Origin of the sequence: Micromonospora sp. NPDC050795, from assembly GCF_044456785.1 — a bacterium.
Classification (GTDB): domain Bacteria; phylum Actinomycetota; class Actinomycetes; order Mycobacteriales; family Micromonosporaceae; genus Micromonospora.
On sequence record NZ_JBITGE010000008.1, the window covers coordinates 80,769 to 107,757 of the forward strand.

Sequence of the window (26,989 nt, forward strand, 5' to 3'; positions counted from 1 at the left end):
TAATCCAACGTCCGATGGATAATCGTCGCGTGGCGGCGGCCCGTCAAGGGGTCGGCGACCCGTAGAGCCCGTCGAGCAGGCGATGCACGAACGCCCGGAACTCGCGCCGTTCCCGAGCGCCGGGCGCGCCCGCGGCCAGCGCCACCACATGCCCGTGCGTCGCCCACACCAGACTGCGCACGGTGATGTGCGGGGTCGGCTCGGCCAGCGCGCCGGTCGCCGCGGCGGCGGTGAGCAACTCCGCGACCAGCCGGTACAACGGGTCGGCGTAACGCTGGTCCAGCTCGGCGTGCCGCTGCGGTTCCAACCAGCGACGCAACCACAGCGCGGTGGTCTCGGGGCGGTCCTCCAGAAAGTCGACGAACACGTCGACCAGCTCGTGCAGGGCCCGTCGCGCCGCGTCCGGACCCGCGTCGAGAGCGGCACGGGCCTGCTCGGCGGCCTCGGTCAGCACGTCCCGCTCGGCGGCGAACACCCGGGCGAAGCACGCGTCGTAGAGCGCTGCCTTCGTACCCGTGTGGTGCGCGACGGTGGCGACGTCGACCCCGGCGGCGGCGGCGACCTCCCGCAGTCCGACGGCGTCGAAGCCCCGCTCGGCGAAGAGCGCGGTCGCCGCGGTGAGCACCACCTCGCGGGTCGGCCGGGTCTCGTCGCGGCGGGGCCGACCCGGGCGGCGGCGGGGCATGGTCATGGCCGCCATTCTGCCCCTAGAATCCAGCAACCGTTGGATTGCGGAGAGGATGCGGCGATGACCGGGCTGGACCGGCGGCCCGCGGCCGCCACCGACGCGACGCTGCCGCGCGGCCCCCTGGCGGGCTTCGCGGCCGGCTCGCTCGGCATGGGTGTCTGGGTGACAGTGCCCGGCCTGCTGCTGCTCTACTTCCTCACCGACGTGCTGGCCGTCGGGCCGTGGCTGGCCGGCCTGGCGCTGCTGCTGCCGAAGATCGCCGACGTGCTGCTGCACCCGTGGGTGGGGCACCGCGCCGACGTGGAGCAGACCCGACGCGGCGACCGTCGTCGCCTGCTGCTGCTCGGCTGCGCCCTGCCGGTCGCGTTCGCCGCCCTCTTCGCGGTGCCCGGCGGCCTGACCGGCGCGCCGGCAGCGGCGTGGGTGGCGGTGTTCTTCGTTGCCGGCAACCTGCTCTTCGCCGCCTATCAGGTCCCCTACCTGTCCACCCCGGCCGACCTGCGCATCGGCTACCACGAACGCACCCGGCTGATGGCGTTCCGGATGGTGGTGCTGACCCTGGGCATCCTGGTCTCCGGGCTGCTGGCTCCGCTGCTCACCGGCGGCGACGCCGCGACGCGCGGCGGCTACCAGCGGATGGGCGTGGTCCTGGCCGTGGGGATGCTGGTGGCCATGCTGGTCGGTGTCGCCGGCATCGCCCGGCTGCGCGGGTCCGCGCCGGCCAGCACCGCGTCCGGGCACGGCGGGTGGCGGGCGTTGCGCACGGCGCTGCGCGATCCGCAGTTCCGGTGGTTGGTCGCCGCCTACCTGGCGATGTCCACCACCACCCACCTGGTGCTCGCCGGGGTGCCCTACTACGCCGAGTACGAGCTGCGCGCCCCCGGCCTGACCACGGTGCTGGTGGCCGCGTTTGTGGCGCCGGCGCTGCTGGTCACCCCGGCCTGGCTGGTGGTGGCCCGACGCGTCGGCAAGCAGCGGGCGCTGCTCGGCGCGCAGGGCGCGTTCGCGATCGGCTCCCTGGTGCTGGCGGTGGGCCGACCGGCCGGCCTGCCGGTGCTCATCGGCGCGGTGGCGGTGCTCGGGGTGGCGTTCGCCGGCATGCAGTTGTTGCCGTTCTCGATGCTGCCCGACGTGATCCGCAACGCCGGCGGCACCGGGGCCGGCACCTACACCGGGGTGTGGACGGCCACCGAGGCCACCGGCGCGGCCCTGGGCCCGTACGCGTACGCGCTGTGCCTGACCGTGGGTGGTTTCGTGGCCTCGACGGCCGGTGAGTCGCCGGTGCAGCCCGACGCCGCGCTCGCGGCGGTCCGCTACGGATTCGGGTTGCTGCCGGCGGTGGCGATGCTGGCGGCGGTGCTGCTGCAACGCCGCTACACCCTGGACGCGACGGCCCGGGCGGGAAGCTGATCGGCCGGCACTAGACTTCGCCCTCGATGGACGCCCAGCCCAGCACCACCGAGACCCGCCCGTGCGCCCACTGTGGAGCGCCGGTGCCGCAGCGTGTCGGCGCGGGTCGACCGTTTCGCTACTGCCGCGACAACGACGGCGCCTGCCAGCGCGCCTCGCGCAACAGCCGGATGCGCCACCGCAACGCCCCCGGTCTGCCCGGGCAGGTGGCCCGCACCTGGGAGGCGGTGGACCGGCTCGACCAGATCGTCGAGACGTTGACCGAGTCGCTGCACGCCGAGTTGTCCCCGGTGGGTGTGCAGCGGCAGCTCGCGCAGGTCCGCGCGGAGGCCGCCAGCGAGATCGCGGCGGCGCAGACCGAACGCGACGAGGCCCGCGACGACGCCGAAAACGCGGCGGCCGACGCGGCGCGCGCCCGCGAGCAGGCCCGTGAGGCCCGCGCCGAGGCCGACGACGCCCGCCACCGCGCCGAGCTGGCCCAGCGGCAGGGCGTCGCCGCCGACGAGCGGGCACAGCACGCCGAGGCCGCCCGCGACCAGGCGCGCCACGACGCCAGCGCCGCCGAGGCGCTGCGCGCCCAGGCCGAACGCGACCGCGACCAGGCCCGCACCGAGGCGCGGGAGCTGCGCACGGAGCGCGACGCCGAACGGCAGCGGGTGGCCGACCTGAGCGTGGAACGCGACGCGCTGCGCGCCGAGGCCGAACGGGCCAGCCGGGCCGCCGCCGAGGCGACCGAGCGGGCCGGGCGGTGGCAGGCCGAGGTGCAGGACGTCCGGCGCCAGATCGAGCAGTCGCGCGCCGACGCGGCACGGACCCGCGCCGAGGCCGCCGACGCCGCCCGGGCGCGCGAGCAGGCCGACCGGGCCCGCGACCGCGCCGAGGTCGCCGCCCGGCAGGCCGACGACGCCCGGCAGGAGGCCGCCGAGGTCGCGGCACGGCTGCGCGCGGAGGTGGCGGCCCTGGCCGCCCAGCGCGACACGCTCACCGCCGAGCTGACCGTGGCCCGACAGGCCGCGGCGACCGCCGAGGGTCACCGCACCGCCCTGACGGTACGACTCGACGCCGCCGAGACCGACCGGGATCTCGCGCAGCGGCGGGTGGCGCAACTCGGTGACCAGGTCAGCGACCTGGCGTTGGCGCTGGCCCGCCTCGGCGCCACCACCGCCAAGGACGCCACCTGACGGTCGTGGCGCAACCTTCGGTAGGCTCAAGCGGTTAACCTCCCCGGTGGCAGCGGACACGCACCGTTGTCCCGACCCGCCTGGGGATCACCTCACCGGGTGAGCGTCCCGGCCGGCTACCCTTGGTCCCGGCCCACCCGTGGACGCCTCACGCCCTCGGGCGGGAATGGCTCGACGGGGACGCACCGTTACACCCAGAAGACCAGCACCACGAACGAGGGGAAGTCGATCATGGGCGAGCGTATGCTGCGCGGAAGCCGCCTTGGCGCGGTGAGCTACGAATCCGACCGCAACACGGAGCTCGCGCCGCGTCAGACCCGCGAGTACCTCTGCGCCAAGGGCCACCAGTTCGAGGTGCCGTTCGCCGTCGACGCCGAGGTCCCGACGACCTGGGAATGCAAGTTCGACGGCAGCGTCGCCCGACTCGTCGACGGCAGCGAGCCGGAGCAGAAGAAGGCCAAGCCGCCGCGTACCCACTGGGACATGCTTCTGGAGCGGCGTTCCATCGCCGAGCTGGAGGACATCCTGGAGGAACGCCTGCAGGAGGTTCGGACCCGCCGCGGCCGCGCCTGAGCCGCACGACGGACGACGACGGCGCCCCCGGGGTTCTCCCCGGGGGCGCCGTCGTCGTGTCTGTGTGTGGCGTGGTGTCAGTGCCGGCCGGGTTCGACGATCTCGCCCTCGATGGCGCGACCGCCGTCGACCACCACGGGCTGTTCCGGCTGCGGGGTCGGTTGCGGCGCACCCTGGCGCACCCGCACCGTGCGGGGCCCGAACAGGTCACCGGCGACCATCGACGACACCCGCCGCTCGGTGGCGCGGCGCACCCCGACGCGGGCCAGTCGACGCACCGGCGGCACCAGCAGCAGCAACCCGACCAGCCCACTGACCAGGCCGGGCACCGCCAGCAACAGCGCCCCGGCCAGCCCGACCAACCCGTCGGTCACCTGCCCACCCGGGGGTTGCCCGGCCGACGCCGCAGCCCGGAACCCACGCCAGGCGCGCATCCCCTCGCGGCGCAGCAGGACCAACCCCAGCAGGGACGCGGCGAACACCAGCAACACCGCCGCGCCGAACCCCAGCGCCCGTCCCACGCCGACGAACACCGCCAGCTCCAGCACCACCGCCAGCAACAGTGCCAACGGTACGAACCTCAGTCCTCGGCGCATCTCACCTCATCGCCATTCCTGCGGACACCACTGACGTGTTCCGCTCATCCAGCATGACACGGCCGCGCCCACGGCCACCGTGCCCGACCCGCTCACGGCCACCGTGCCTGGCCGGTGGCGGTGCCGTGCAGGCCCCGGCGGACCGCCTGGCGCCGGTCGCGCACCCCCCAGGCGGTGATCCGCCACAGCGCCTCGGCCACGATCTTCGGGCTCATCTTGCTGTCGCCGCGTTCCCGCTCGGCGAAGGTGATCGGGACCTCGACGATCCGTACCCCGGCCCGGTGCGCCAGCCGCGACAGCTCCACCTGGAACGAGTAGCCCTGCGAGGTCACCGACTCCAGGTCGATGGCGTCCAACGCGCTGATCCGGTACACCCGGTAACCGCCGGTGGCGTCCGAGACGGGCATGCCCAGCGCCAGGCGCGCGTACAGGTTGCCGCCGCGGGACAGCAACAGCCGTCGCAGCGGCCAGTTGAGCACCCGCGCGCCACTGGTCCAGCGGGAGCCGATCACCACGTCGGCGTCGCGGGCGGCGTCCAGCAGCGCCGGCAGGTCCTCCGGGGCGTGCGAGCCGTCGGCGTCCATCTCCACGACCGCCTGGTAGCCACGCTCGCGCGCCCACCCGAACCCGGCCAGGTACGCCGCGCCGAGGCCCTCCTTGCCCTGACGGTGCAGCACCTGCACGTGCGCGTCGCCGTCGGCGAGAGCGTCGGCGATCGCACCGGTGCCGTCGGGGCTGTTGTCGTCGGCGATGAGGATCCGCACCGCCGGGGCGGCCCGCCGGACCCGGCCCACGATCACGGCGATGTTGTCGGCCTCGTTGTAGGTGGGGATCACCACCAGCACCCGGCCCACCCCGGGCACCTCGTCCGCGCGTCGGATCGTATCGGTCGCCTGGATCACGGTTCCTCCGCTCCCGCCGGCGTACCGGCTGTTGCTATCCGGGCCTGACCCGCTGCCGCCGGCGCAGCACCGCCGCGCCGACCAGGGCCGCCGCGGCCAGCGCGGCGAGCGCCACCTCCGGCCACCAGCCCAGGCGGGTGGCGAGGGTGCGTCCGTCGTCGAGCCGCAACTGCCGCACCACGACCTCCCGGGTGTTGAACCCGGTGGCATCGCTTACCCGCCCGTCGGGTGCGACGAACCCGGACACCCCGACCGTTGAGGCCATCAACGCCGGCCGTCCGTGCTCCACCGCCCGCAGCCGCACCATGGCCATCTGCTGGCGGGCCTCCGCCACGTCGAAGGTGGCGTTGTTGGTCTGCACCACCAGCAGTTGCGCGCCGCCGGTGACGGTGTCGCGGACCACCTCGTCGTAGGCGACCTCGAAGCAGATCACGTCACCGAGCACGGCGGGGCCGGCGCGTACCACGCCCGGGGTGCTTCCGGGCACGAAGTCGTTGCGGATCAGGTCGACCTTCTTGCTGACCATCCGGGCCACGTCGCGCAGCGGCACGTACTCGGCGAACGGCACCGGGTGGCGTTTCGTGTACAGCTGCCCGAGGTCCGCGCCGGTGCCGGGGTGCCACAGGATGCCCGCGTTGCGGACCTGCCCGGCGTCGGGGCCCAGCAGCACCGCGCCGACCAGGATCGGCGCGCCGATGGTGTCGGCGGCCTGGGAGATGCGCGCACCGGCGGTGGGGTTGCGCAGCGGGTCGATGTCGCTGGAGTTCTCCGGCCACACCACCAGGTCGGGTCGCCGCTGTTGCCCGGAGGCGACCCGCTCGGCCAGTTCGATGGTGGCGTCGACGTGGTTGTTGAGCACCGCCTGCCGTTGGGCGTTGAAGTCCAGGCCCAGCCGGGGCACGTTGCCCTGCACGATCGCCACGGTCACGTTCGCGCCGGACCCGGCGGAGGCGACCGGCACCAGCAGCGCCCCGGCGGTCAGCGCGACGGCCAGGACGGCCGGTACGACCACCGGCGTCCAGCGGCCCCCTGCGGCACCCCCGGCGCGTGCGGGGCCGTCCAGCGGGCTGTCAGCGCCCGTCTCGGCGTCGCTCGCCGTGGTGGTGGGCTCGGGTGCGTGGTGCTGGGCGGTGACCCAGCCCCGCCAGACGGCGGTGACCAGCAACCCGCCGATGAGGGCCACGACGAAGGTGACCAACGGGGCGCCGCCCAGCGCGGCCAGCCGCAGCAGCGGCGAGTCGTCCTGGCTGAACGCCAACCGCCCCCACGGGAACCCGCCGAACGGGGTACGGTCGCGCAGCGCCTCCTGCCCGACCCAGAGCAGCCCGGTCAGCGCCGGCCACGCCCAGCGGGCCCGGTCGACCAGCGGCGACACCCAGGCGGTGGCCGTGCCCAGCAACGCCAGGTAGCCGGCCTGCAGCAGCGTCAGCAGCACCCACGGCAGGTAACCGGTGTGCAGGTTCGTCCAGGCCAGCAGCGGGGCGAAGAACGCCAACCCGGTCAGGAAGCCCAGACCGGCGCCGGCGCGCAACCGCCGCCGGTGCGCGGCGGCGGCCAGCAACGCCACCCCGACCGGCGCGAGCGGCCACACCCCGTACGGGGGGAACGCCACCAGCAGGGCCAGCCCGGCGGCCACGGCCAGCGGCACGGCGACCCGCAGCGACAGGGGGCGACCCACGACGGCAGGGGCGCTGATCACCGTGGGGGCGGGTGTCTCATCCCGGTCCAGCATCGTCACCGCAGCTTCACCTCGATCACCCGGCGAAGGCTACCCGCCTGACGGTCCCGCTGGCCGGGCCCCCTGTTCGCCGATCGTGCACTTCCGGTGCCGACACAAGGGGCATTCCCGCCCACATCAACGACACAAACCGCAAGATCGCCGAGAACGGGGGGTGGGAGCGCGCGGGGGAAGCACGGATATGAAATCGGGGCGCGGCTTTCGCCGCGCCCCGATGCTCCCAGGCCCTTCCCGGCCGGTGTGGCGAGGATGGGGCACGACGACCTTCGGACCGACCGGACGTGGACTGGCTGCCCCCGCCGGGCCGTTGTCTACTGGCCGTGCACCTCACCCTGCCCGTACACCGGTAACCGCGGCCGGTTCGCGCCGCCCCGCCGACCCCCGCCCGCTGGACCTGGCCGCCGCGACGATGACGCTCGAACATGTCGCTCGGCCAGCGGACGAAGGGACGAAGCGAACAACAGCCGCTTCCCGTGGTAGGACTCAAAGACGGTACGTGCCGACCCCCGTCGGTTGTCAACCCGCAGCCGGCCTGTCGTGTGTTGCGACACGGCGTGTCGGGTCGGCGAGTCTCAATGCGTACGCAGGTGCTCACGCAGCAGCGCCTGCGCGGCCGCCCGGTGCTCCTCGGCGAGCAGCCCTCCGGCGGCCAGCACGTAGTCGGCGTCGACCACCGCCGCGGCGGCGCGCGGCAGCGCCCACCCGCCGGCGTGGTCGGCCAGGACCGCCGTCAGCACCTGCCCGGACACGTCCGCCGGCGAGTGCCGCAGCACCCCACCGGAGCCCACCAGCATCCGCACGTCGCGCAGGTCCCGCCCGGCGCGTTCACCGGTGGCGGCGCCCCGGGCGTGCCGGCGCAGCGCCACCGTCGCGGCGAGGGTGGCGATGCGCCGGTCCACGGCCCGCTCGACGTCGCCGACGGCCAGGAACGCCGGGTCGGCCGCCCGGCGTGCCACGGCGGCACCCAGGTCGTCGGCTTCGCCGGCGGTGAGCAGCCGTTCCTCGGCGGCGGCCCGCACCACCCCGGGGGCGCTCCACCGCATGCCCAGATCGCCCTCCACGGTGCGGGCCCGCCACAGGCTGCCGGCGACCTCCCGGCCCGGCCCGGTGGCCCGCTCGTCGGGCGTGAGCACCGAGTACACGTCGGTGGTGGCCCCACCCACGTCGACCACCGCCAGATCACCGCCGAGGCTGTCGGCGAGCACCTCCACGCCGGTGAGCACCGCGTCGGGGGTGGCCGCCCGCACCAACCGTGCGAACCGGGCACCCCGCGACAGTCGTTTACCACCGATGACGTGACGCAGGAACACCGCGCGGATCGCCGCCCGCGCCGACGCCGGGGCGAGCACCCCGATGCGCGGCAGGACATTGTCGGCGTCGGTGACCGGCACCCCGGCGTCGCGCAGCAGCCCGGTAAGCTGCTCGCGCACGTCGGCGTTGCCCGCGTACACCACGGGCCGCCGCCACCGGGCGCGGGCCAGGCGGGTGGCGTTGTGGGTGATCGTGTCGGCGTCGCCGCCGTCGGTGCCGCCCACGAGCAGCACCACGTCCGGGCGGGCCGCCCGCAACGCCGTCAGGTCGGCGGCGCCGAGCCGCCCGGCAGCGACGTGCACCACGTGCGCGCCGGCGGACAACCCGACCCGCCGGCCGGCCTGCGCGGTGACCAGCGGCTCGTAGCCGATCACGGCCAGCCGCAACCCACCACCGGCCGACGAACACACGTACCAGGGAACGTCACGCACACCGAGCCCGGCGGTGGCCGCCGCGACCGCGGCGTCCAGGCCGTGCAGCACGTCGGTGCCCACCGTGGTGGGCGCCGACGCCGCACCGGCCAGGACACCGCCGGCCAGGTCCACCACCGCCACCTTCGTGTACGTGGAACCCACGTCGGCGCAGACCGCCAGGGTCACGACGCGGCGGGAACGACCACGGTGCCGGTCGCGGTGACCGCCACGATCGGCGGGTCGAGGACCTCCGCCGCGGACGCGGAACGGTCCGGGCGACCCCGGCACACCACCGCGCAGCTCAGCTCCAGGGTGCGGCTGCGGCTGCCCACCCGCGACAGCCGCGCGGTGACCTCGATGACGTCCCCGGTATGCACCGGCGCGTGGAAACGCACATCGGCGTACCCGGCGAACAGGCCCTCGTCGCCGTCGGTGCGGATGCACACCTCCGTGGCGACGTCGCCGAACAACCCGAGCGCGTACGCCCCGTCGACGAGGTTGCCGGCGTAGTGGGCGTGCGAGTACGGCACATACCGCCGGTGCGTCACCGTCAACCCGAGCCGTGCGTCGGTCATGCCATCGCCTTCCGTTGCGTGATCAGGGCGTGCACGAGGTAGCTGGCCACCTCGCCGGGCGTGGTGCCCCGACCGAAGATCCGGTCCACGCCCAACTCGTCGGTCATCGTCTCGTCGAAGCGGGGACCACCGACGATCAGCAGCGGACGCCGCCCCGCCGGCATCGCCTCCCGGAACGCCGCCGACATCTCCCTGGTGTTGTGCAGGTGCGCGTCGCGTTGGGTGACCACCTGCGACACGAGCACCGCGTCGGCCTTCTCCGCCCGGGCGGTCTCCACCAGCTCCGGCACGCTGACCTGCGCGCCCATGTTGGTGACCTTCAACTCCCGGTAGTACTCCAGGCCCTTCTCGCCCGCGATGCCCTTGACGTTGAGGATCGCGTCGATGCCCACCGTGTGCGCGTCGGTGCCGATGCACGCCCCGACCACTGACAGCTTGCGCCGCAACCGCTGCTTGATCACCGTGTTGACGTCCTTCGCCGACAGCAGCGCGAAGTCCCGCTCCACCACCTGCACGGCGTTGAGGTCGACCAGGTGGTTGACCCGCCCGTACACGACGAAGAACGTGAACCCGTCGCCCATCGGCTTGGCGTGCACCACCATCGCCGGGTCCATGCCCATCTTGTTGGCCAACTGCACCGCCGCGCCCTCGGCGCGCTTGTCGTGGGTCACCGGCAGGGTGAACGACACCTGCACCATGCCGTCACCGGTGGTGTCCCCGTACGGCCGCACGATCGCCTTGCTGCTGCGCTCGCTCACGCCGCCGCCTCCAGGATGTCGGTGGCCGGGTTGCAGTAGTCGGCCTCGTGCGCGGCGACCCCGTCGAGGCCCTTGCCGCGGTCCGCAGGCCGCTTCATGATCCCGAAGGTGCCCTCGGCGATCGCCGTGAGCAGCGTCTGCTCCCCGATGCGATCCAGCAGGTCCAGCGCCTCACCGAGGACCTGGTTGGCGCGGCGGCGGATGAACCCGCCCGGTGCCGGCACGAAGTCCTCGTGCAACCCACCGGCCGCGCCGAGGACGTACCGCACGTTCTGCAGGGCGATGTCCCGGTCGGACAACCACGGCGTCACCACCGCCTCGGTCATCATCCCCACCAGCAGGATGCCCTGACCGGTCAGGGCACCGGCCAGGTTGAAGAACCCGTCGAGCAGGTTGCCCCGGAACACGTCACCGGTCATGTGCTTCGTCGGCGGCATCCACTTCAACGGCGCGTCGGGGAACAACTCCCGGGCCAGCAACGCGTGCGCCAACTCCAACCGGAACGACTCCGGCACCTCCGGGTTGATCTCGAACGCGTGCCCCAACCCCAACTGCCAGTCCGCCAACCCCGCCTCGTGCGCGAAGAACTCGTTGAGCAGCTGCGACACCGTCACCGTGTGCGCCTCGTCGACCGCGTCGGCGGTGGTCAGGTAGTTGTCCTCACCGGTGTTGATGATGATCCCGGCGCGGGCGTGCACCTGCCGGGAGAACCGCTGGTCGACGAACGTGCGCACCGGGTTGATGTCGCGGAACAGGATCCCGTACATCGAGTCGTTCAACATCATGTCGAGGCGTTCCAACCCGGCCAGGGTCGCCATCTCCGGCATGCACAGCCCGGACGCGTAGTTGGTCAACCGCACGTAGCGGCCCACCTCCTTCGACGACTCGTCCAACGCCGCACGCATCAGCCGGAAGTTCTCCTGCGTGGCGTACGTGCCGGCGAAGCCCTCCCGGGTCGCGCCCTCGGGCACGTAGTCCAGCAACGACTGCCCCGTGGAACGGATCACCGCGATCACGTCCGCGCCGGCGCGCGCCGCCGCCTGCGCCTGCGGAATGTCCTCGTAGATGTCGCCGGTGGCGACGATCAGGTAGATCCACGGCCGCTGCGCCGGGTCGCCGTGGCGCTTCACCAGCCGGTCCCGCTCGGCGCGCCGCCGGTCGATGCGCCGGATGCCCGCGCCGACGGCCTTACGCGCCGCCGACCGGGCCGCCGTGGCCGCCCGCCCGGTCGGCTGGGTGAACCGCACCGACCCGGCGGCGGCCTTCTGCGCCAGCAACGTCACGTCGGTGCTGCCCTCACGCACCAGGGCGTCGAACACCGGCACCGCCACCCCGTGCCCCAACCCCACGTCCGCGGCCACCGCCTCGACGAGCCGGTTCACCCACGGAATGCCGTCCGGGTCGGCGCCGGTCACCCCGGCCAACCGCAGGACCGCCCGCTCCACCGACACGGTGGTGTGGCTGCGGGCCAGGTCCACCACCGGCTGCCCGGCCCGACGCGCCAACTCCCGCGCCCGCGCCACCAGCACCGGATCAAGATCAAGCTTCCCGGTCATGATGACCCTTCCTCGTAAATGACCTCACCGCGCAGCACCAGACGCCGACACACCGGCAACGGCGTCGGGTCGTTCGGACCCCGCGCCTCCGGGTCCTCGGCCTGCAACACCGGCAGACCCCGCTCCACCCCCGCCGGCGTCGACCACACCGCGAACGTCGCCGGCGCACCCAACGCCAGGACCCCCTCGACGTCCAGGTGCACCGCCCGCCACCCGCCCCGGGTGTGCGCCGCGAACGCCGAGCGCACACCCATCCGCTGCGCCGGGTTGTGGTGCGCGACCGCCGCCCGCACCGACCCCCACGGGTCCAGCGGCGTCACCGGCGAATCCGACCCGAACGCCAACGCCACCCCCACCGAGTGCATCGCACCCATCGGGTTCGACTCCAACGACCGGTCCAACCCCAACCGCGCCTCGTACATCCGGCCCGCGCCACCCCACAACCGGTCGAACGCCGGCTGCATGCTCGCCACCACCCCGTACTCCACGAACCGCGCGATCAACGCCTTACTCATGATCTCCGCGTGTTCGATGCGGTGCCGGGCCGCGCGCAACCGCTCCACCCCCACCGTCCGCGCCGCCGCCGCGAACCCGTCCAGGACGGTGCCGATCGCCGCGTCACCGATGGCGTGGAAACCGCCCTGCATGCCGTGCGCCGCGCAGTCCAGCAGGTGATCACGCACCTGCTCGACCGACAGGTACCCGTGCCCGCAGCCCTCACCGTCGCCGTACGGCTGCGACACGTGCGCCGTACGCGACCCCAACGCCCCGTCGGCGAACAAATCCCCACCGGCGCCGACCGCGCCCAACTCCCGGGCCCGCGCCGCACCACCCAACTCACCCCAGTACCCGTACACCTCCGGCAGGCCCGCGCCGGAGATGCCCAGCAGACCGGTGAAGTCCTCCTCGTCGGAGATCTCCGGGCCACCACACTCGTGCACCGCCGCGATCCCCAACGACGCCGCATGGGCCAGAGCCACCCGCTGCGCCGCGACCCGCTGCGCCCGACTCACCGACGCCTGCGCGGCCGCCCGCACCACGTGGTGCGCGTCGCGCCGCAACCAGCCCGACGCGTCGTACCCGGGGGCCTGCGCCGCCTGCGGGCACGCCGCCAGCAACGCCGACGACACCAACGCCGAGTGGATCGACGCCTGCGACAGGTACACCCGCCGACCACCGGCGGCCCGGTCCAACGCCGCGGCGTCCGGCAACGTCGGATCCGACCACCCCGACTCGTCCCAGCCGTGCCCGAGCACCACCGCGTCCGCCGGCAGACCCGCCGCGAACCCCGCCACCGCGTCGAGCAACTGCCCCGCCGAGCGCACCCCGGACAACGACAACCCGGACAACGCCAACCCGGTGTCGGTGGCGTGCACGTGCGCGTCCACGAACGCCGGCGTCACCAACGCCCCGCCCAGGTCCACCACCCGGTCGGCCGGCGGCGCGTCACCGTCGGTACCCAACCAGGCAATCCGCCCACCGGACACCAGCAGCGCGGTGGCGCTCGGGTCGGCGGGGCAGTGCAGCACGCCGCCGCGGTACAACGTCGAGGGGTTCGTCATGACCTCAGTCTGCCGCGACCCGCGCCGCGAACAGCTGACGCACCCCAGGCTCGGCCCGCAACAGCCCCAACGCCAACTCCGCGTGCCCCGGCACGTACCCGTTGCCCACCAGCATCGTCACGTCCGCCGCCAACCCCTCCGCGCCCAACGCCGCCGCGGAGAAGCTCGTCGCCATGGAGAAGAAAATCACCGTGCCGCCGTCAGCGGTGGCCAGCACCGCCCCGTGCTCACACCCCGGCACGTCCACGCAGACCACCGTCACGTCCGCCGGCACCCCCAACGCGGTGGTCACCGCCGTGGACAACCCCACCGGGTCGCGCGCGTCGGCCAGCGCCACCACCGACGCCAGGCCGGCGGCCGTCAGCGCGTCGCGCTCCGCCGCCACCGGCACCACCCCGACGGTACGCGCGGCGCCCGCCCGCCGCGCCGCAGCGAGCGACAGCGACCCGCTCTTACCCGCCCCACCGATCACCGCGACCCGCACCGGCGTCGGATCACCGCCCCGCTGACGCTCCTCGACGTAGCGCGACACCACCCGGGCGGTCAGCGCGGGCGCACCGCACACATCCAGCACGGCGAGGGACAGCTGGGGGTCCTCGTCGTCGGGCAGCACCGCGGCGATGGAGCGCGCGAACAGGATCGCCCACCCGTCACAGGGCACCTGCTCGCTGCGCCCGTCCCAACGGGCCAACCCATCGGTGATCACCAGGGGCGTCAGCGTCAACGACACCAGGGTCGCGACCCGCTCCCCCGCCCGGAGGCCCAGTGGGGACCGCCGACCGGCCTCCTCGACGGTGCCGATCAGCATCCCGCCCGACCCGGTCACCGGGTTCTGCATCTTCCCCCGGGTAGCGATGATCTCCAGCACCTCGGCGCGGACCGCGTCACCGTCGCCGCCGTGCTTCTCCGACAACTGCCGGAAGCTCGCCGCGTCCAGGTTGAGCCGCTGCACCCGGATCCGCACCTCGTTCGGCGCGATCGCCGCCGACGTGTCCAGGCGCCAGGCCGCCTGCGGCAGCACCCCCGCCGGTTGCACGACGCGGTGCAGTCCCACCGGTGACGTCACGCCGACCTCCCCTGTCCAGCCGCCCGAAGCCCCGGTCAAGGCTCGCGTAACGGGAAAACTTACGGCAGACTAGTTTCTGTACCGAATATTTTCCAGTAGCCTTCGGGCTTCGATGATCAGCCACAACACCGAGGAGGGGCCGTGACCCAGACCCAACCGGTTGAGACCATCCCTCAACCCCGTCACGCCCCGGTCGCCGTACCGACCGCCGGGCAGCCCTACGAGTACCACCGCCGCCCCCTGGTCGAACCCGACTGGACCCGGTTCCCCGGCTGGCGCCACGTCACCCGCGACCAGTGGGAATCCGCCCAGTGGCAACGCGTCAACTGCGTCAAGAACATCAAGCAACTGCGCGCCGTCTTCGGTGACCTGATCGACGAGACCTTCTACGCCGACCTCCAAGCCGACCAAGCGGCAATGGCCACCATGTCCATGCTGGTGCCACCACAAATGATCAACACGATGGTGCCGTTCGCGACCCTCACCACCGAGGCCCTGCTCGCCGACCCCATCCGCCGCTACATGATCCCGGTCGCCTCCGACCGACGCACCGACTGGCCCTCACACCCCTACGCCAGCCGCGACAGCCTCCACGAGCACGACATGTGGGTCGCCGAAGGGCTCACCCACCGCTACCCCACCAAGGTCCTCGCCGAGCTGCTCTCCACCTGCCCCCAGTACTGCGGACACTGCACCCGCATGGACCTCGTCGGCAACTCCACCCCCGCCGTCGACAAACTCAAACTCACCCTCAAGCCCGTCGACCGCTACGACGCCCACATCGCCTACCTCAAGGCCCACCCCGGCGTCCGCGACGTGGTCGTCTCCGGCGGCGACGTGGCCAACGTCCCCTGGCGCAACCTCGAGTCGTACCTCATGCGCCTGCTGGAACTGGAAACGGTCCGCGACATCCGGCTCGCCACCAAGGCCCTCATGGGCCTACCCCAACACTGGCTGCAACCCGACGTCGTCGAGGGCCTGGAACGCGTCGCCCGCACCGCCGCCCGCCGCGGCGTCAACCTCGCCATCCACACCCACGTCAACCACGCCCAGTCACTCACCCCACTGGTCGCCAAGGCCGCCCAGACCGCCCTCGACGTCGGCGTCCGCGACGTCCGCAACCAGGGCGTCCTCATGCGCGGCGTCAACGCCACCACCCCGGAACTGCTCGACCTCTGCTTCGCCCTCCAGGGCGAAGCAGGCATCCTGCCGTACTACTTCTACATGTGCGACATGATCCCCAACGCCGAACACTGGCGGGTCCCGGTCTGGCACGCCCAGCAACTCCAACACGACATCATGGGCTACCTCCCCGGCTACGCCACCCCCCGCATCGTCTGCGACGTCCCCTTCGTCGGTAAGCGCTGGGTGCACATGCTCACCGACTACGACCGCGAACGCGGCATCTCCTACTGGACCAAGAACTACCGCACCTCCATCGAATCCGCCGACCTGGAGGCGCTCAACAAGCGCTACGCCTACTACGACCCGATCGACACCCTGCCCACCAACGGCCAGCAGTGGTGGCACGACCACCGCGACGACTGACCCACCGACGACGACACCCCCGGGCAGACCACGCCCCGGGGGTGTCTCGCACTCCGTCGTCAGGCGCAGCCCAGACCCTGCGAATAACTGGCCCGCAACGTCCCGGCCGCGATCTCGTCGGCGTACTCCCAGAACACCTCTGGCCAGTCGCCGGCCTTGTCCATGTCCCGCAGCACCCGCCACCCGTGACTGCTCCGCAACGCGTCGGCGGCCCGCCGCACCCCGGCCTCGTCCCCGCTCGACCTCGCCCGCTGCCACTCAGCGATCCACCCACAACCGACCCGCGACGTCACAACGGCACCGAAGTGATAGGGATCGTTGATGCCGACGTCAACCAGGGTCGCGACGTCGAAGCCCGGCGGGAGCGGCACGTCCGCGAGCACCTCGGCCGCCCGCGCCAACGCCCGCTCGGGAATGACGATCTCCGGCGGAAGCGCGCCCAACCACGTACGGGCATCCGCCCGGACCACATTGGCGAGGACCCGGGCGAACTCCCTCCGAGACCAGTCACCCGTGGTCTGTAACTCGACGAAAACCCCGTCACGGGGACGGAGCAACACCTCGAAGTCGCTGGCGGAATACTCGAACTGGTCACCCGGCCAGCCATCGACCTGCACAGCCTTCGGACGACTGACGTGGAGCCGGTCGGCGTAACGGTCGGCGTAACCGTCAGCCGGATACCAGTCGAACTCCACCTCGCGTCCACCGTTGCGAAAGGTGATGGTGCCCACCTCCTGGGTGAACCCCGACACGTTGGTCGCCTTCCAGCCGGGCCGGTTGATCAGCAACCGCGGATTCTTCTCCGCCGCCCGCATCGCCACCGGCGAGTAGACGACCGCAGCACCGGCGCTGGGAGCGGAAGCCACCTCCCCGACCTCCTCGGGCTCGCCCGCCAGAACAGAGACGGCCAGGACGCCGGCAAGGACCACGACCACCGCCGCCACACCGGCGAAGCGACGCACACTCGGTCGCCCTCGCGGTGGCTCCACGAACCGATCGAGCGTCGACTCGGACATGATCTCCCCCAGGAGGGTCTGCTTCATCCCGTCAAGCTGCCCGATGAGGTCCCGCCGAGCGGGGTCAGCTTCCCGAACCAGCCGGTCAAGGTGTTCCTCGGTCATCTCTGCTCCTTCCGGGTCGCTGCGGTCAGCACGTCGAGTACATGTCCAGGCGGCCCGAGGTCGTCACCGACCAGTTCGCGCAGCCTGGCTCGCGCCCGCGAGAGCCGCGTCCGCACCACGGTGGGACCCACCCCCAGGACCGCAGCCACCTCTCGCGGCTGCAAGCCCTCCCACACGGTGAGCATCAACACCTCGCGGTCCAGCTCACCCAGACCCGCCAACGCCGCCCGGACAGCGAGCCGCTCGGGCACCTCACTGCCCGGATCAGCAGCCACCACGACGGCGATCTGCTCACGTAGCCGCTCACCCAGCCGCTGCCGGCGAACCCCACCCCGGTGATGATTGGCCAGCACCCGCCGGGCCACGCCGTACAGCCAGAGCCGAGCTTCACCGTCGGCCGGAATGTCATGCCTGCGCCGCCAGGCGACCAGGAAGGTCTCCGCGACGACGTCGGCCCCGTCCTCGGGATGCGCGACGCGCCGCAGCGCGTACGCCAACAACGGCGCGAAGTGCTCAAGATAGACACGCCGGAAGCGGTCCTCGTAGTACTCAATGCCGGAGCTCACATCCACTCCATGTCCGGTGAGGCCCCAACCGTGACAGCCCTCGAAACCCACCCCAGCTCACCGCCGTAACGGCCACCGCGACCGTGCTATGCCTGCCCATCCCCCGGGCCCGACTCGCCGCCGCCGCGGCGACACTGGCCACCGTCGCCATGCAACAGTCCAGCTCGTCACCACCATCGCGATCCTGGTGCTGATGCTGGCAAACGACGCCCAACGGTCCACCCGCGGCAACGACGCGAGTGCACGGGTCGACGCGGAACGAGCGTGATGGCCCTGGCTGCCTCGGTCGCCTCAGCCGCCGACCAGCACCTCGGACAACGGCGCCGGCACCAGCCCTCGCTCACGCAGCCCGGCCAGGATGTGCGGCAACGCCTCATCGGTCATCGCCGCGTTCGCCTCGGTCACATGCATGATCACCACCGAGCCGGGGCGAACATGGTCCAACACCGCCCGCACCAACGGCTTCCACGCCGTCGCGAACGGATCCCCACTGACCACGTCCCCGTCGACCACGGTCACGCCCAGCGGCGCCAACGCGTCCAACGCCGCCGCGTCGTGGCACAACCCGGGAAACCGGAAGTACCGGGTCTGCCGACCGCCGTAGGGCGCGATCACCTCGAACGTCTTCGCCACGTCGCCGGCCAGCTCGTCGACCGGCAACCGGGGCAGGTCGTAGCAGTCCGCGGTGAACGCCGCGTGCCCGTAGGTGTGGTTGGCCAACTCGAAGCGCGGGTTGCCGGCGATCCGCCGGGTCACGTCCGGGTACCGCTGCACCCACTTCCCGGTCAGGAAGAACGTCGCCGGCACCTGCTCCCGCTCCAGCAGGTCGAGGATGCGCAGGTTCGCGTACGACTTCACCCGGCCGGCCCGCAGGCTGGCCAACATCCCGTCGGTCATGTCCGCGTCGAAGGTCAGCGCGACCCTGGCGCCGCTGCGCGGCCCGTGATCCACCACCCGCGCCCTGGCTCCGATGGGCGTCGTGCCCGGCACCGTGGCAACCACCACCGGCGGCGTCGAGACGCTGTTCGACGGCACCCCGGGAGTAACACCCGTCGACGGCACGGCCGAAGAGGCACCGGCCAACTCGCGGCCGGGGTGGACGAGGCCGACGACCCGACGAAGACGGGCCGGTCCGGCGGCGGCACCCGGGACGCCGTACACGCGGCACCACCGACAACGGCCACCGCCGCGAGTACGCCACACCACAACGGACGAAGCCGACCCCGATTCACGCCGCCGATCATCCCAAACGCGAGCCACCCTCACTGCCCCGCCCGCGCCCCGCCCGCGCCCCGCCCGCGCCCCGCCCGTGTCTCGCCGATCTTGCACTTACGGTCGTCGGATTGAACGGGATGCCCCAAATGCCGCAACAGAAAGTGCAAGATCGACGAGGCGTGAGGGCTGGGGAGACCCTGGGGGGCGTCGATTATGGGGTTTTGTGCCGGGTTTGGGTAGTCGAGGATGGTTGGTCCCCTACCGCAGCGCGACGGGTCCCCGGGCGTCGGTGCGCCCGGGGACCCGTGGACCGCTCACGTCACTTCGTGAAGGAGTCCTTCACGTTGCGACCGGCGTCCTTCACGTTCTGACCGGCCTGCTTGGCGCGCGCGTCGCTCTGCTGGCTGGCGCCCTCGCCACGCATCCGCTCGTTGTCGGTCATGTCGCCGACGCGCTCCCTCGCGGCGCCGGCCATCTGCTCAACCTTGTTCTTTGCCTTCTCGGTGAAGCTCATCGCGCCTCCTCGGTCTGGCGGTTGTCCTGGCTCGCTTGCCCGGTCTCCGGGTGCCGAAACCGGCAGTGCCGGTCGGCACACCCGCTAGAGCATCCTAGGAAGATAGGTAGTGAGAGGTCGGCTGTCGGCACCGACCCACGATGGTTAACTGACCGCATGGGAGAGCTCCTGCTGATCCGGCACGGCGAGACCACCTGGAGCGCCAGCCTGCGGCACACCTCGTACACCGACCTGGAGCTGACCCCCGACGGCGAGCGACAGGCCCGCACCCTGGCCGCGTTCCTGGCCGGCCGGCGCTTCGTCACCGTGCTGACCAGCCCCCGCTCCCGCGCGCTGCGCACCGCGCAGCTGGCCGGGCTCACCGTCGACGCCGTCGACGAGAACCTCAGCGAGTGGAACTACGGCGAGTACGAGGGTCGCACCACAGTCGACATCCACGACGACGATCCGCACTGGAACATCTGGACCGACGGCTGCCCCGGCGGGGAGTCCCCCGCGGAGGTGGGCGAACGGCTGGACCGGGTGCTGGCCCGCGTCACCCCGCTGCTCGACCGGGGCACCGTGGCGCTGGTCGGGCACGCGCACAGCCTGCGGGTGCTCGGTGCCCGCTGGATCGGCCTGCCCCCGTCCGCCGGTGGGCGGCTACGCCTGGACACCGCCACTGTCAGCGCGCTCGGTCACGAACACGGCCGGCAGGTCATCCTGCGGTGGAACCAGCCGGCTCCTCCGGCGCCCGGGACCGCGACCGACTCGGTGCCGCAGCGCTGATCTTCGGCGGCCGGTTCTCGTACGGCGTGGACAACACCACTGTCGTCCGGGTCGTGACGTTCGCCGAGGTACGGATCTCCTGCAGCACCCGCTCCAGGTCGGTGGGGCTGGCCACCCGCACCAGCAGCAGGTAGAAGTCCTCCCCCGCCACCGAGTAGCAGGAGTCGATCTCCGGCAGGTGGGCCAGCCGCTCCGGGGCGTCGTCCGGCTGCGACGGATCGAACGGCCGGATCGCCACGAACGCGGTGAGCGGCAGGTCCAACGCCTCGAACGACACCCGGGCCGCGTACCCCTTGATCACCCCGCGCTGCTCCAGCCGACGGACCCGCTGATGCACGGCGGACACCGACAGCCCCACCCGCTCGGCCAGGTCGGTGTACGACAGACGGCCGTCGGCGGTCAGCGCGGCGACGATAGCGCGGTCGATCTCCTCCACGGCGTGCAACCTACCGGGAAAACCGTCGTACGGCGACGAGGTACCCGAGTGGCGGACCGCGGTGGGCCGTGACGCACCCACCGCAGCCCCACCACCAGGTACCGTCGTCAGCCCTTGGCCAGTGCCCGGGAGATCACCATCCGCTGGATCTGGTTGGTGCCCTCCACGATCTGCAACACCTTCGCCTCCCGCATGTATCGCTCCAACGGGTGGTCGGCCACGTAACCCGCACCGCCGAGCACCTGCACCGCGTCGGTCGTCACCCGCATCGCCATGTCGGTGGCGAACAGCTTCGCCTTGGCCGCCTCGATGGCGTACGGCCGGCCGGCGTCGCGCAGCCGGGCCGCCGCCAGGGTCAGCGCGCGGGCAGCGGAGATCTGGGTGGCCGCGTCGGCGAGGAGGAACCCCAACCCCTGGAAGTCGATGATGGAACGCCCGAACTGCTGCCGCTCGCGCGCGTAGGAGACCGCGTAGTCCAGGGCGGCCTGGGCCAGCCCGACCGCGCACGCCGCGATGCCCAGCCGGCCGGAGTCCAGCGCGGACATCGCGATGGTGAAGCCCATCCCCTCGCCGCCGATCAACCGGTCGGCCGGCACCCGGGCCTCGTCGAAGGCGATCTGCGCGACCGGCGAGGCGCGCAGCCCCATCGTCCGCTCGGCCGCCTGCGGGGTGATGCCGGCCGTGCCCGCGTCGGCGAGCAGACAGGAGATCCCCTTCGCACCGGGCCCGCCGGTGCGGCAGAAGACGTTGTAGAAGTCGGCGGTGTGGGCGTGGGTGATCCACGCCTTGGTGCCGGAGATCAGGTACGCGTCGCCGTCGCGATCCGCCCGGGTGGTCAACGCCGCCGCGTCCGACCCACCCTGCGGCTCGGAGAGGCAGTACGCGCCCAGCAACTCGCCGCCGAGCATGTCCGGCAGCAGCTTGCGCTGCTCGTCGCTGCCGAACGCCGCCACCGGGTAGCAGGACAGGGTGTGCACGCTGACCGCCTCGGCGACAGCGAGCCAGCGGCTGGCCAGGATCTCCAGGACCTGCAGGTACACCTCGTACGGCTGTGCCGCGCCGCCGTACTCCTCGGGGTAGGGCAGGCCGAGCAGGCCGGCGCGGCCCAGCGTGCGCAGCACCTCGCGGGGGAACTCGGCGCGTTCCTCGAAGGCCGCGGCCTTCGGCGCGAGCTCACCGTCGGCGAGCTCGGTGGCGAGACCCAGCAGGTCGTGAGCCTCGTCGGTGGGGAGGATCCGGTCGACAGTCATAGCGCGATGAGCTCCGTGGGGGTGGTGTTGAGCCGTTGCACGCCGTCCGTTGTGCAGACGACGATGTCCTCGATGCGGGCGCCGTGCCGGCCCGCCAGGTAGATGCCCGGTTCGATGGAGAACGCCATGCCGGCGTCGAGGGGTCGGTCGTTGCCGGCCACCAGGTACGGCTCCTCGTGCCCGTCCAGACCGATGCCGTGACCGGTGCGGTGCAGGAACGCGGAACCGTAGCCGGCGGCGGCGATCGGCGCGCGGGCCTCGGCGTCGGCCGCCGCGGCGGTGATCCCGGGCCGCACCGCCTCGACCGCGGCGCGTTGGGCGTCGCGCAGCACGGCGTAGTAGTCCAGGAAGTCGGCCGGCGCCGACCCGCCCGCGAGGTAGGTGCGGGTGCAGTCCGAGCGGTAGCCCGACGCCATCGTGCCGCCGATGTCGACCACCACCGGCTCGCCGACGCCGATTGGCCGGTCGGAGGTGCCGTGGTGCGGGCTGGCCCCGTTGGGCCCGGCCGCCACGATGACGAAGTCGACAGTGACGTGTCCGGCGGCGCGGATCGCCGCGGCGATGTCGGTGGCGACCTCGGCCTCGGTGCGACCCGGGCGCAGCCACTCGCCCATCCGCAGGTGCACCTCGTCGATCGCCGCGCCGGCCTCGGCGAGCGCCGCGATCTCCGCCGGGGACTTGCGGATCCGCAACTCGCGCAGGACCTCCCCGGCGAGCCGTTGCGCGGCGTCGGGCAGCGCCGCCCGCAGGCCGAGGACCTGCTCGGCCCACATCCGGTCGGCGAGCCCGACCGCCGCGACCGGGCCGTCGAGGGCGGCGACGACCAAGGGGTACGGGTCGGTGCCGTCGACGTGATCGACGATGCGTACGCCGGTGTTCGGGGCGGCCTCCGCCGAGGGACGCTCCAACCTCGGCACGATCAGCGTCGGCTCACCGTCGGCGGGCAGCACCAGGCAGGTCAGCCGCTCCCCCGCGTGGGCGTCGTAACCGGTCAGATACCGCAGGTCGGAGCCGGGTGTGAGCAGCAGTGCGTCCAGGCCGGCGTCGGCCGTCGCTCGCTGTGCGGCGGTCAACCGATCCGGCGGATACAGCTCGTCGATTCCCACCCCGCCAGCTTAACGGTCGTTTGGGCAAACCCCCTATTGGCACCGGATGACCGGAAATCCATCGGTGTTGATTGACTCGGACAGTTAACACTCTTTAAGATTTGGCTGCCTCGAGGCCCACCCGTCCCTGCGTCCCCCGCATCGCCCGCCCGCGCCGACCCCGCGTGGGCGGTGCCGTCGTCATCTCCCCGCCCACGGGAAGGCCCCCGATGTCCTCACCCCTGCGCCGCGCCCTCGCCGCCGGCCTGCTCGCGCTGGCTACTGCCGGCGCCACCCTCACCGTCATTCCCACCGCCGCGCAGGCAGTGGTGCTGCCGAACAACTTCAAGAGCGTCGGCTACATGCCCTCCTGGGCCGGCAACATCAACACGATCCAGTACAACAAGCTCACCCACATCAACTACGCCTTCGTCCTGCCCAACAGCAACGGCACCCTGCAAGGGGTGGACGGGGCCCGGCTCTCCTCGCTGGTCTCGCAGGGGCACGCCAACAACGTCAAGGTCTCCATCGCCGTCGGAGGCTGGAACGACGGCAACGACTCCGCCTTCGAGGCGCTCGCCGCCAACACCACCAGCCGGACGAACTTCGTCAACAACCTGATCAACTTCGTCAACCAGTACAACCTCGACGGCGTCGACATGGACTGGGAGTACCCCGACCCGGGCACCTCGGCCAACAACTACACGGCGCTCATGACGCAACTCGGCAGCGCCCTGCGCAGCCGCGGCAAGCTGCTCACCGCCGCCGTGGTCAGCGAGGGCGGCAGCGTCCAGGGCGTCCAGACGGCCGTGTTCAACCAGGTCGACTGGCTCAACATCATGGCGTACGACGGCGGCAGCCCGCACGCCAACTACGACTGGTCGATCAACGCCATCAACGGGTGGAAGGCCCGCGGCCTGCCGGCCAGCAAGGCCGTCCTCGGCATCCCGTTCTACAGCCGCCCGGTCTACTACAACTACTCGTACCTGGTCGGGCTCGACCCGGCGAACGCCAACCGGGACTGCGCCACCATCAACGGATCGCAGCAGTGCTGGAACGGCATCCCCACGGTCAAGCGCAAGACGCAGTGGGCCCTCGCGAACGCCGGCGGCGTGATGAACTGGGAGCTGTCGCAGGACACCAGCGGCTCGACCTCACTGCTCAGCGCCATGTACGACACCATCATGGGCGGCACCACCCCGCCGCCGACCGGACGCACCGGTCGGATCACCGGGATCGGCGGCAAGTGCGTCGACGTGGCCTCGGCCAGCACCGCCAACGGCGCCGCCTTCCAGATCTGGACCTGCAACGGCACCAACGCCCAGACCTGGACCGTGGCCAGCGACAGCACACTGCGCGCCCTCGGCAAGTGCGCCGACATCACCAGCGGATCCACCGCCAACGGCGCGAAGGTCCAGCTCTGGGACTGCAACGGCAGCGGCGCCCAGGTCTGGCAGGCGCAGTCCAACGGGACGCTGCGCAACCCGCAGTCGAACAAGTGCCTCGACGTCACCGACAACACCTCCGCCGACGGCGCCCGGCTGCAGATCTGGGACTGCTTCGCCGGCGCCAACCAGCGCTGGACGCTCCCGGCCTGACGCCGCGAGCACAGGGTCCCCGGACCAGCCTGGCTCGTAAGGCCCCCGGTCGACGCGTAGGCGTCAGCCGGGGGCCCCGGCGTGCTCACCGACCAGGTCGAGCATCTCCTGCACCGAGCCGGCCGGGTCGGTGACCGGGAACTGCACGGCCCGCACCACAGCCGTCGGGTCGACCAGCAGGGTCAGCCGCTTGAACCGGGTCACCCCGCCCGCGCGGAACACCGGCAGCAGCAGCCCCGCTCCCAGCCGACCGTCCTGGTCGGACAGCAACGGAAACGGCAGTCTGGCGTACGCGGCGAAGTCGGCAAGCTGGTCGGCCCGCTGGGTACTGATCCCGTACACCCGGACACCGGCGGTCACGAAGTCTGGATGACGCTTGGCGTACGTGGTCGACTCCAGTGTGCAACCCCGGGCGCCGGGAATCTCCGCCCAGCCGGGGGGATGGCCCTGCGTCCCCGGCGCGTACGCCCCGGGGAACAGGTAGAGGACCGTCCACCCGTCCGTCGCGGTCACCGCCACCGGGTGCCCGTCAGCGGCGGGCAGGACGACCTCGGGCAACCGTCGACCCACCAGGTCGCGCACCCGGCGCGCCTCGGCCGAGTCGGCGTCGGCCGTGGCGGTCACGTCACCGTCACCCATCAGGTACCTCGTTCCCCAGTCCTGCAAGGCGATCAGCACCGGCAACAGCCCCTCACCCTTCCCGGTGAGCAGGTAGTCGTACCGCGGTGGGTGTAGCGAGTACGGCCGGCGCTCCAGCACACCGTGCTCGACCAGCGCGCCGAGGCGCTCGGTCAGCGCCCGACGGCTGACGCCCAACTCCCGTTGCAGCGCGTCGAAACGGGTCGTCCCGCCGGCGACGTCACGCACGATGAGGAACGTCCACCAGTCCCCCAGTACGCCGAGCGCCTGCGCGATGCCGCAGTCCGCATCGGCAAGATCTTCTCGCCGCACCCGCTACCTCCGTTGCTCCTGATCCGACTATAGTCCGTTCCAGATTGGAATGCGCTGGCTCGACGAACGGGGGACGGCGACGCGCACGTCGACGAACGGGCCGGGGTGTTCCGGCGCTGGTGGACCGCCGGCACGACCAGCGTGGTCGGGTCGGCGGTCGGGCGGCTCGGCGTCCGCGCCACCCTGCCGCGCGGCAACCAGCCCGCACTGTCGTTTTCCGGGCCGGCGCCTCCCCCCGGCCCTAGCCTGGGACCGGGCGTCCGTGCGGGCGACCTGACCGGGAGGACCGACGTGGCAGGGAACCAGACGAACCGGGCGGCGACCCGCCGTCGCCGCCAACTGTGGGCCGGAGTCCTCGCGCTCGTCGGCCTGGTCCTGCTCGTCATCGGCGTCACCGTCGCGGACGGCATCGCGGCCTGGGTCGAGGTGGTGGTCGCGATCCTGCTGCTGGTGACCAGCTACGTCGTGCAGCACCTGGCCCGGCGGGACACCGTCTACCGGCCCGACGAGCGACGCTGACACCACCAGCGGCCGGGCGTACCCCAGATCGTCGGACGGTTGTGCCAGGCTGTCCGGCGTGGCACACCGACCCCCGATCCTGCTGATCGACTCAGCCAGCCTCTACTTCCGGGCCTACTTCGGCATCCCGGAGTCCGCCGCCAGGGCCGAGGACGGCACCCCGGTCAACGCGGTGCGCGGCTTCCTCGACATGCTCGCCACCCTGATCCGGGTGCGGGGCGCCGACCGGATGATCTGCGCACTGGACTACGACTGGCGCCCGGCGTGGCGGGTCGACCTGCTGCCGTCGTACAAGGCGCACCGGGTCGCCCCGCAGGGCGGCGAGATCGTTCCGGACACCCTCTCCCCGCAGGTGCCGATGATCCTGGAGGTGCTGACCGCGGTGGGCATCACCGCTGTCGGCGCGACCGGCTACGAGGCGGACGACGTGCTCGGCACCCTCTCGGTGACCCAGCCCGGCCCGATCGAGGTGGTCTCCGGCGACCGCGACCTGTTCCAGCTCGTCGACGATGCCCGGCCGGTCCGGCTGCTCTACGTCGGGCGCGGCGTCGCCAAGCTCGACGACTGCGACGACGCCGCCGTGCGGGCCCGCTACGGCGTGCCCGCCGACCGGTACGCCGACTTCGCCGCACTGCGCGGCGACCCGAGTGACGGGTTGCCCGGGGTGGCCGGCGTCGGCGACAAGACCGCCGCCCGGCTGATCGAGCGGTACGGCAGCATCGCCGGCATCCTGGCCGCGCTCGACGACTCCGACTCGTCCTTCGCACCGGGCCTGCGCGCCAAGCTGGTCGCGGCCCGCGACTACCTGGGCGTCGCGCCGACGGTGGTCCGGGTCGCCCTGGACGTGCCCCTGCCGGAGCTGCCCACCGCGCTGCCGAGCGCGCCGGCCGACCCGGACCGGCTGCTCGAGCTCGCCCAACGATGGAACCTGGCCGGCTCGGCCCGCCGCCTGGTCGACGCCCTCGCCGCCCCGCGCGGCGGCGAGAAGCCGTCGACATCCCCGCAGGCGGGGTGACCGCCCGGCACGACCCGGTCGGGGGACGAGCGGGTGAACGCGGGTTCCCGCGCTCCCCCGCTCGTTACCGTCCG

General features: G+C 72.4%; 26 protein-coding genes. 8 read left to right on the forward strand and 18 right to left on the reverse strand.

What is annotated here, in order from left to right:
* Positions 1 to 43: 43 nt before the first annotated feature.
* Entirely contained in the window at positions 44 to 691 is a 648-nt protein-coding gene (locus ACIBEF_RS09510) for a TetR/AcrR family transcriptional regulator (RefSeq protein ID WP_258395666.1), read from the reverse strand.
* Positions 692 to 748: 57 nt separating this feature from the next.
* On the opposite strand from ACIBEF_RS09510, the gene ACIBEF_RS09515 reads away from it, so the two are divergent.
* From ACIBEF_RS09515 to ACIBEF_RS09525, 3 genes are all read left to right on the forward strand, one after another.
* Positions 749 to 2,098 carry an MFS transporter gene (locus ACIBEF_RS09515; protein WP_396792617.1) on the forward strand — a complete coding sequence of 450 codons (1,350 nt, stop codon included), beginning with the start codon at positions 749 to 751 and terminating at the stop codon, positions 2,096 to 2,098.
* A gap of 26 nt (positions 2,099 to 2,124) precedes the next feature.
* Entirely contained in the window at positions 2,125 to 3,279 is a 1,155-nt protein-coding gene (locus ACIBEF_RS09520) for a hypothetical protein (protein WP_396792618.1), read from the forward strand.
* A 231-nt stretch (positions 3,280 to 3,510) separates the two neighbouring features.
* Positions 3,511 to 3,852 (forward strand): RNA polymerase-binding protein RbpA, encoded by a 342-nt coding sequence (locus tag ACIBEF_RS09525; RefSeq protein WP_030327608.1) that lies wholly within the window; start codon positions 3,511 to 3,513, stop codon positions 3,850 to 3,852.
* 77 nt (positions 3,853 to 3,929) lie between these two features.
* Here the strand turns inward: ACIBEF_RS09525 and ACIBEF_RS09530 are convergent, their stop codons facing one another.
* The 9 genes from ACIBEF_RS09530 to ACIBEF_RS09570 all read right to left on the reverse strand — a co-directional run bounded on the left by ACIBEF_RS09530 (position 3,930) and on the right by ACIBEF_RS09570 (position 14,317).
* On the reverse strand, positions 3,930 to 4,448 hold the full coding sequence (locus ACIBEF_RS09530) for an FxsA family protein (RefSeq protein WP_355007467.1): 519 nt from the start codon (positions 4,446 to 4,448) through the stop codon (positions 3,930 to 3,932).
* 92 nt (positions 4,449 to 4,540) lie between these two features.
* Positions 4,541 to 5,350 (reverse strand): polyprenol monophosphomannose synthase, encoded by an 810-nt coding sequence (locus ACIBEF_RS09535; RefSeq protein ID WP_357234695.1) that lies wholly within the window; start codon positions 5,348 to 5,350, stop codon positions 4,541 to 4,543.
* Between the two features lie 34 nt (positions 5,351 to 5,384).
* On the reverse strand, positions 5,385 to 7,082 hold the full coding sequence (gene lnt / locus ACIBEF_RS09540) for an apolipoprotein N-acyltransferase (RefSeq protein ID WP_396792796.1): 1,698 nt from the start codon (positions 7,080 to 7,082) through the stop codon (positions 5,385 to 5,387).
* A gap of 578 nt (positions 7,083 to 7,660) precedes the next feature.
* Positions 7,661 to 8,998, reverse strand: coding sequence for a glutamate mutase L (locus ACIBEF_RS09545; RefSeq protein ID WP_396792620.1), 1,338 nt, complete (start codon positions 8,996 to 8,998; stop codon positions 7,661 to 7,663).
* The gene (locus ACIBEF_RS09550) at positions 8,995 to 9,387 is read right to left on the reverse strand and encodes a hotdog domain-containing protein (protein ID WP_396792622.1); all 393 of its coding nucleotides are present in this window, start codon (positions 9,385 to 9,387) and stop codon (positions 8,995 to 8,997) included. Before ACIBEF_RS09550 ends, ACIBEF_RS09545 begins: the two co-directional genes overlap by 4 nt.
* Positions 9,384 to 10,145 (reverse strand): OAM dimerization domain-containing protein, encoded by a 762-nt coding sequence (locus tag ACIBEF_RS09555; protein ID WP_396792624.1) that lies wholly within the window; start codon positions 10,143 to 10,145, stop codon positions 9,384 to 9,386. The genes ACIBEF_RS09550 and ACIBEF_RS09555 overlap by 4 nt, the downstream gene beginning before the upstream one ends.
* A complete protein-coding gene (locus ACIBEF_RS09560; RefSeq protein WP_396792626.1) occupies positions 10,142 to 11,701 on the reverse strand; it encodes a lysine 5,6-aminomutase subunit alpha in 1,560 nt (519 codons plus the stop codon). The genes ACIBEF_RS09555 and ACIBEF_RS09560 overlap by 4 nt, the downstream gene beginning before the upstream one ends.
* Positions 11,698 to 13,263 carry an amidohydrolase gene (locus tag ACIBEF_RS09565; RefSeq protein WP_396792627.1) on the reverse strand — a complete coding sequence of 522 codons (1,566 nt, stop codon included), beginning with the start codon at positions 13,261 to 13,263 and terminating at the stop codon, positions 11,698 to 11,700. The genes ACIBEF_RS09560 and ACIBEF_RS09565 overlap by 4 nt, the downstream gene beginning before the upstream one ends.
* A 4-nt stretch (positions 13,264 to 13,267) precedes the next feature.
* A complete protein-coding gene (locus ACIBEF_RS09570) occupies positions 13,268 to 14,317 on the reverse strand; it encodes a zinc-binding alcohol dehydrogenase (protein ID WP_396792798.1) in 1,050 nt (349 codons plus the stop codon).
* 153 nt (positions 14,318 to 14,470) lie between these two features.
* Between ACIBEF_RS09570 and ACIBEF_RS09575 the strand changes: the two genes are divergently transcribed.
* Positions 14,471 to 15,877: a KamA family radical SAM protein gene (locus ACIBEF_RS09575; protein WP_396792629.1), complete on the forward strand. Its 1,407-nt coding sequence runs from the start codon at positions 14,471 to 14,473 to the stop codon at positions 15,875 to 15,877.
* A 59-nt stretch (positions 15,878 to 15,936) separates the two neighbouring features.
* On the opposite strand, the gene ACIBEF_RS09580 is transcribed toward ACIBEF_RS09575, so the two are convergent.
* From ACIBEF_RS09580 to ACIBEF_RS09595, 4 genes are all read right to left on the reverse strand, one after another.
* Complete coding sequence (locus ACIBEF_RS09580) at positions 15,937 to 16,998, reverse strand: hypothetical protein (protein WP_396792631.1); 1,062 nt, start codon at positions 16,996 to 16,998, stop codon at positions 15,937 to 15,939.
* A complete protein-coding gene (locus tag ACIBEF_RS09585; RefSeq protein ID WP_396792632.1) occupies positions 16,995 to 17,564 on the reverse strand; it encodes an RNA polymerase sigma factor in 570 nt (189 codons plus the stop codon). Before ACIBEF_RS09585 ends, ACIBEF_RS09580 begins: the two co-directional genes overlap by 4 nt.
* Positions 17,565 to 17,855: 291 nt before the next feature.
* A complete protein-coding gene (locus tag ACIBEF_RS09590; protein WP_396792633.1) occupies positions 17,856 to 18,725 on the reverse strand; it encodes a polysaccharide deacetylase family protein in 870 nt (289 codons plus the stop codon).
* Positions 18,726 to 19,098: 373 nt separating this feature from the next.
* Complete coding sequence (locus ACIBEF_RS09595; RefSeq protein ID WP_088989634.1) at positions 19,099 to 19,293, reverse strand: CsbD family protein; 195 nt, start codon at positions 19,291 to 19,293, stop codon at positions 19,099 to 19,101.
* 156 nt (positions 19,294 to 19,449) lie between these two features.
* On the opposite strand from ACIBEF_RS09595, the gene ACIBEF_RS09600 reads away from it, so the two are divergent.
* Entirely contained in the window at positions 19,450 to 20,061 is a 612-nt protein-coding gene (locus tag ACIBEF_RS09600; RefSeq protein WP_357223185.1) for a histidine phosphatase family protein, read from the forward strand.
* Here the strand turns inward: ACIBEF_RS09600 and ACIBEF_RS09605 are convergent.
* The 3 genes from ACIBEF_RS09605 to ACIBEF_RS09615 all read right to left on the reverse strand — a co-directional run bounded on the left by ACIBEF_RS09605 (position 19,991) and on the right by ACIBEF_RS09615 (position 22,853).
* Positions 19,991 to 20,497, reverse strand: a complete 507-nt coding sequence (locus ACIBEF_RS09605; RefSeq protein WP_355430675.1) for an Lrp/AsnC family transcriptional regulator — start codon at positions 20,495 to 20,497, stop codon at positions 19,991 to 19,993. The genes ACIBEF_RS09600 and ACIBEF_RS09605 overlap by 71 nt on opposite strands.
* 107 nt (positions 20,498 to 20,604) lie before the next feature.
* Positions 20,605 to 21,747: an acyl-CoA dehydrogenase family protein gene (locus tag ACIBEF_RS09610; protein WP_396792635.1), complete on the reverse strand. Its 1,143-nt coding sequence runs from the start codon at positions 21,745 to 21,747 to the stop codon at positions 20,605 to 20,607.
* On the reverse strand, positions 21,744 to 22,853 hold the full coding sequence (locus ACIBEF_RS09615) for a M24 family metallopeptidase (protein WP_396792637.1): 1,110 nt from the start codon (positions 22,851 to 22,853) through the stop codon (positions 21,744 to 21,746). Before ACIBEF_RS09615 ends, ACIBEF_RS09610 begins: the two co-directional genes overlap by 4 nt.
* 209 nt (positions 22,854 to 23,062) lie before the next feature.
* Between ACIBEF_RS09615 and ACIBEF_RS09620 the strand changes: the two genes are divergently transcribed.
* Positions 23,063 to 24,430: a glycosyl hydrolase family 18 protein gene (locus ACIBEF_RS09620; RefSeq protein ID WP_396792640.1), complete on the forward strand. Its 1,368-nt coding sequence runs from the start codon at positions 23,063 to 23,065 to the stop codon at positions 24,428 to 24,430.
* A gap of 63 nt (positions 24,431 to 24,493) precedes the next feature.
* Here the strand turns inward: ACIBEF_RS09620 and ACIBEF_RS09625 are convergent, their stop codons facing one another.
* Positions 24,494 to 25,381 carry a winged helix-turn-helix transcriptional regulator gene (locus tag ACIBEF_RS09625; RefSeq protein WP_396792641.1) on the reverse strand — a complete coding sequence of 296 codons (888 nt, stop codon included), beginning with the start codon at positions 25,379 to 25,381 and terminating at the stop codon, positions 24,494 to 24,496.
* Positions 25,382 to 25,672: 291 nt separating this feature from the next.
* Here ACIBEF_RS09625 and ACIBEF_RS09630 point away from each other — a divergent pair, with 291 nt between their 5' ends.
* Together ACIBEF_RS09630 and ACIBEF_RS09635 are read left to right on the forward strand one after the other, a co-directional pair.
* On the forward strand, positions 25,673 to 25,900 hold the full coding sequence (locus ACIBEF_RS09630; RefSeq protein ID WP_396792642.1) for a hypothetical protein: 228 nt from the start codon (positions 25,673 to 25,675) through the stop codon (positions 25,898 to 25,900).
* 58 nt (positions 25,901 to 25,958) lie between these two features.
* Positions 25,959 to 26,915: a 5'-3' exonuclease gene (locus ACIBEF_RS09635; protein ID WP_355007448.1), complete on the forward strand. Its 957-nt coding sequence runs from the start codon at positions 25,959 to 25,961 to the stop codon at positions 26,913 to 26,915.
* The last annotated feature ends 74 nt before the right edge of the window (positions 26,916 to 26,989 follow it).

What these genes read in the sequence shown, in the direction of transcription:
- ACIBEF_RS09510 (WP_258395666.1), bottom strand. Translation starts at nt 691, where the DNA reads ATGACCATGCCCCGCCGCCGCCCGGGTCGGCCCCGCCGCGACGAGACC.
- ACIBEF_RS09515 (WP_396792617.1), top strand. Translation starts at nt 749, where the DNA reads ATGACCGGGCTGGACCGGCGGCCCGCGGCCGCCACCGACGCGACGCTG.
- ACIBEF_RS09520 (WP_396792618.1), top strand. Translation starts at nt 2,125, where the DNA reads ATGGACGCCCAGCCCAGCACCACCGAGACCCGCCCGTGCGCCCACTGT.
- ACIBEF_RS09525 (WP_030327608.1), top strand. Translation starts at nt 3,511, where the DNA reads ATGGGCGAGCGTATGCTGCGCGGAAGCCGCCTTGGCGCGGTGAGCTAC.
- ACIBEF_RS09530 (WP_355007467.1), bottom strand. Translation starts at nt 4,448, where the DNA reads ATGCGCCGAGGACTGAGGTTCGTACCGTTGGCACTGTTGCTGGCGGTG.
- lnt (WP_396792796.1), bottom strand. Translation starts at nt 7,082, where the DNA reads ATGCTGGACCGGGATGAGACACCCGCCCCCACGGTGATCAGCGCCCCT.
- ACIBEF_RS09550 (WP_396792622.1), bottom strand. Translation starts at nt 9,387, where the DNA reads ATGACCGACGCACGGCTCGGGTTGACGGTGACGCACCGGCGGTATGTG.
- ACIBEF_RS09560 (WP_396792626.1), bottom strand. Translation starts at nt 11,701, where the DNA reads ATGACCGGGAAGCTTGATCTTGATCCGGTGCTGGTGGCGCGGGCGCGG.
- ACIBEF_RS09565 (WP_396792627.1), bottom strand. Translation starts at nt 13,263, where the DNA reads ATGACGAACCCCTCGACGTTGTACCGCGGCGGCGTGCTGCACTGCCCC.
- ACIBEF_RS09580 (WP_396792631.1), bottom strand. Translation starts at nt 16,998, where the DNA reads ATGACCGAGGAACACCTTGACCGGCTGGTTCGGGAAGCTGACCCCGCT.
- ACIBEF_RS09595 (WP_088989634.1), bottom strand. Translation starts at nt 19,293, where the DNA reads ATGAGCTTCACCGAGAAGGCAAAGAACAAGGTTGAGCAGATGGCCGGC.
- ACIBEF_RS09600 (WP_357223185.1), top strand. Translation starts at nt 19,450, where the DNA reads ATGGGAGAGCTCCTGCTGATCCGGCACGGCGAGACCACCTGGAGCGCC.
- ACIBEF_RS09610 (WP_396792635.1), bottom strand. Translation starts at nt 21,747, where the DNA reads ATGACTGTCGACCGGATCCTCCCCACCGACGAGGCTCACGACCTGCTG.
- ACIBEF_RS09620 (WP_396792640.1), top strand. Translation starts at nt 23,063, where the DNA reads ATGTCCTCACCCCTGCGCCGCGCCCTCGCCGCCGGCCTGCTCGCGCTG.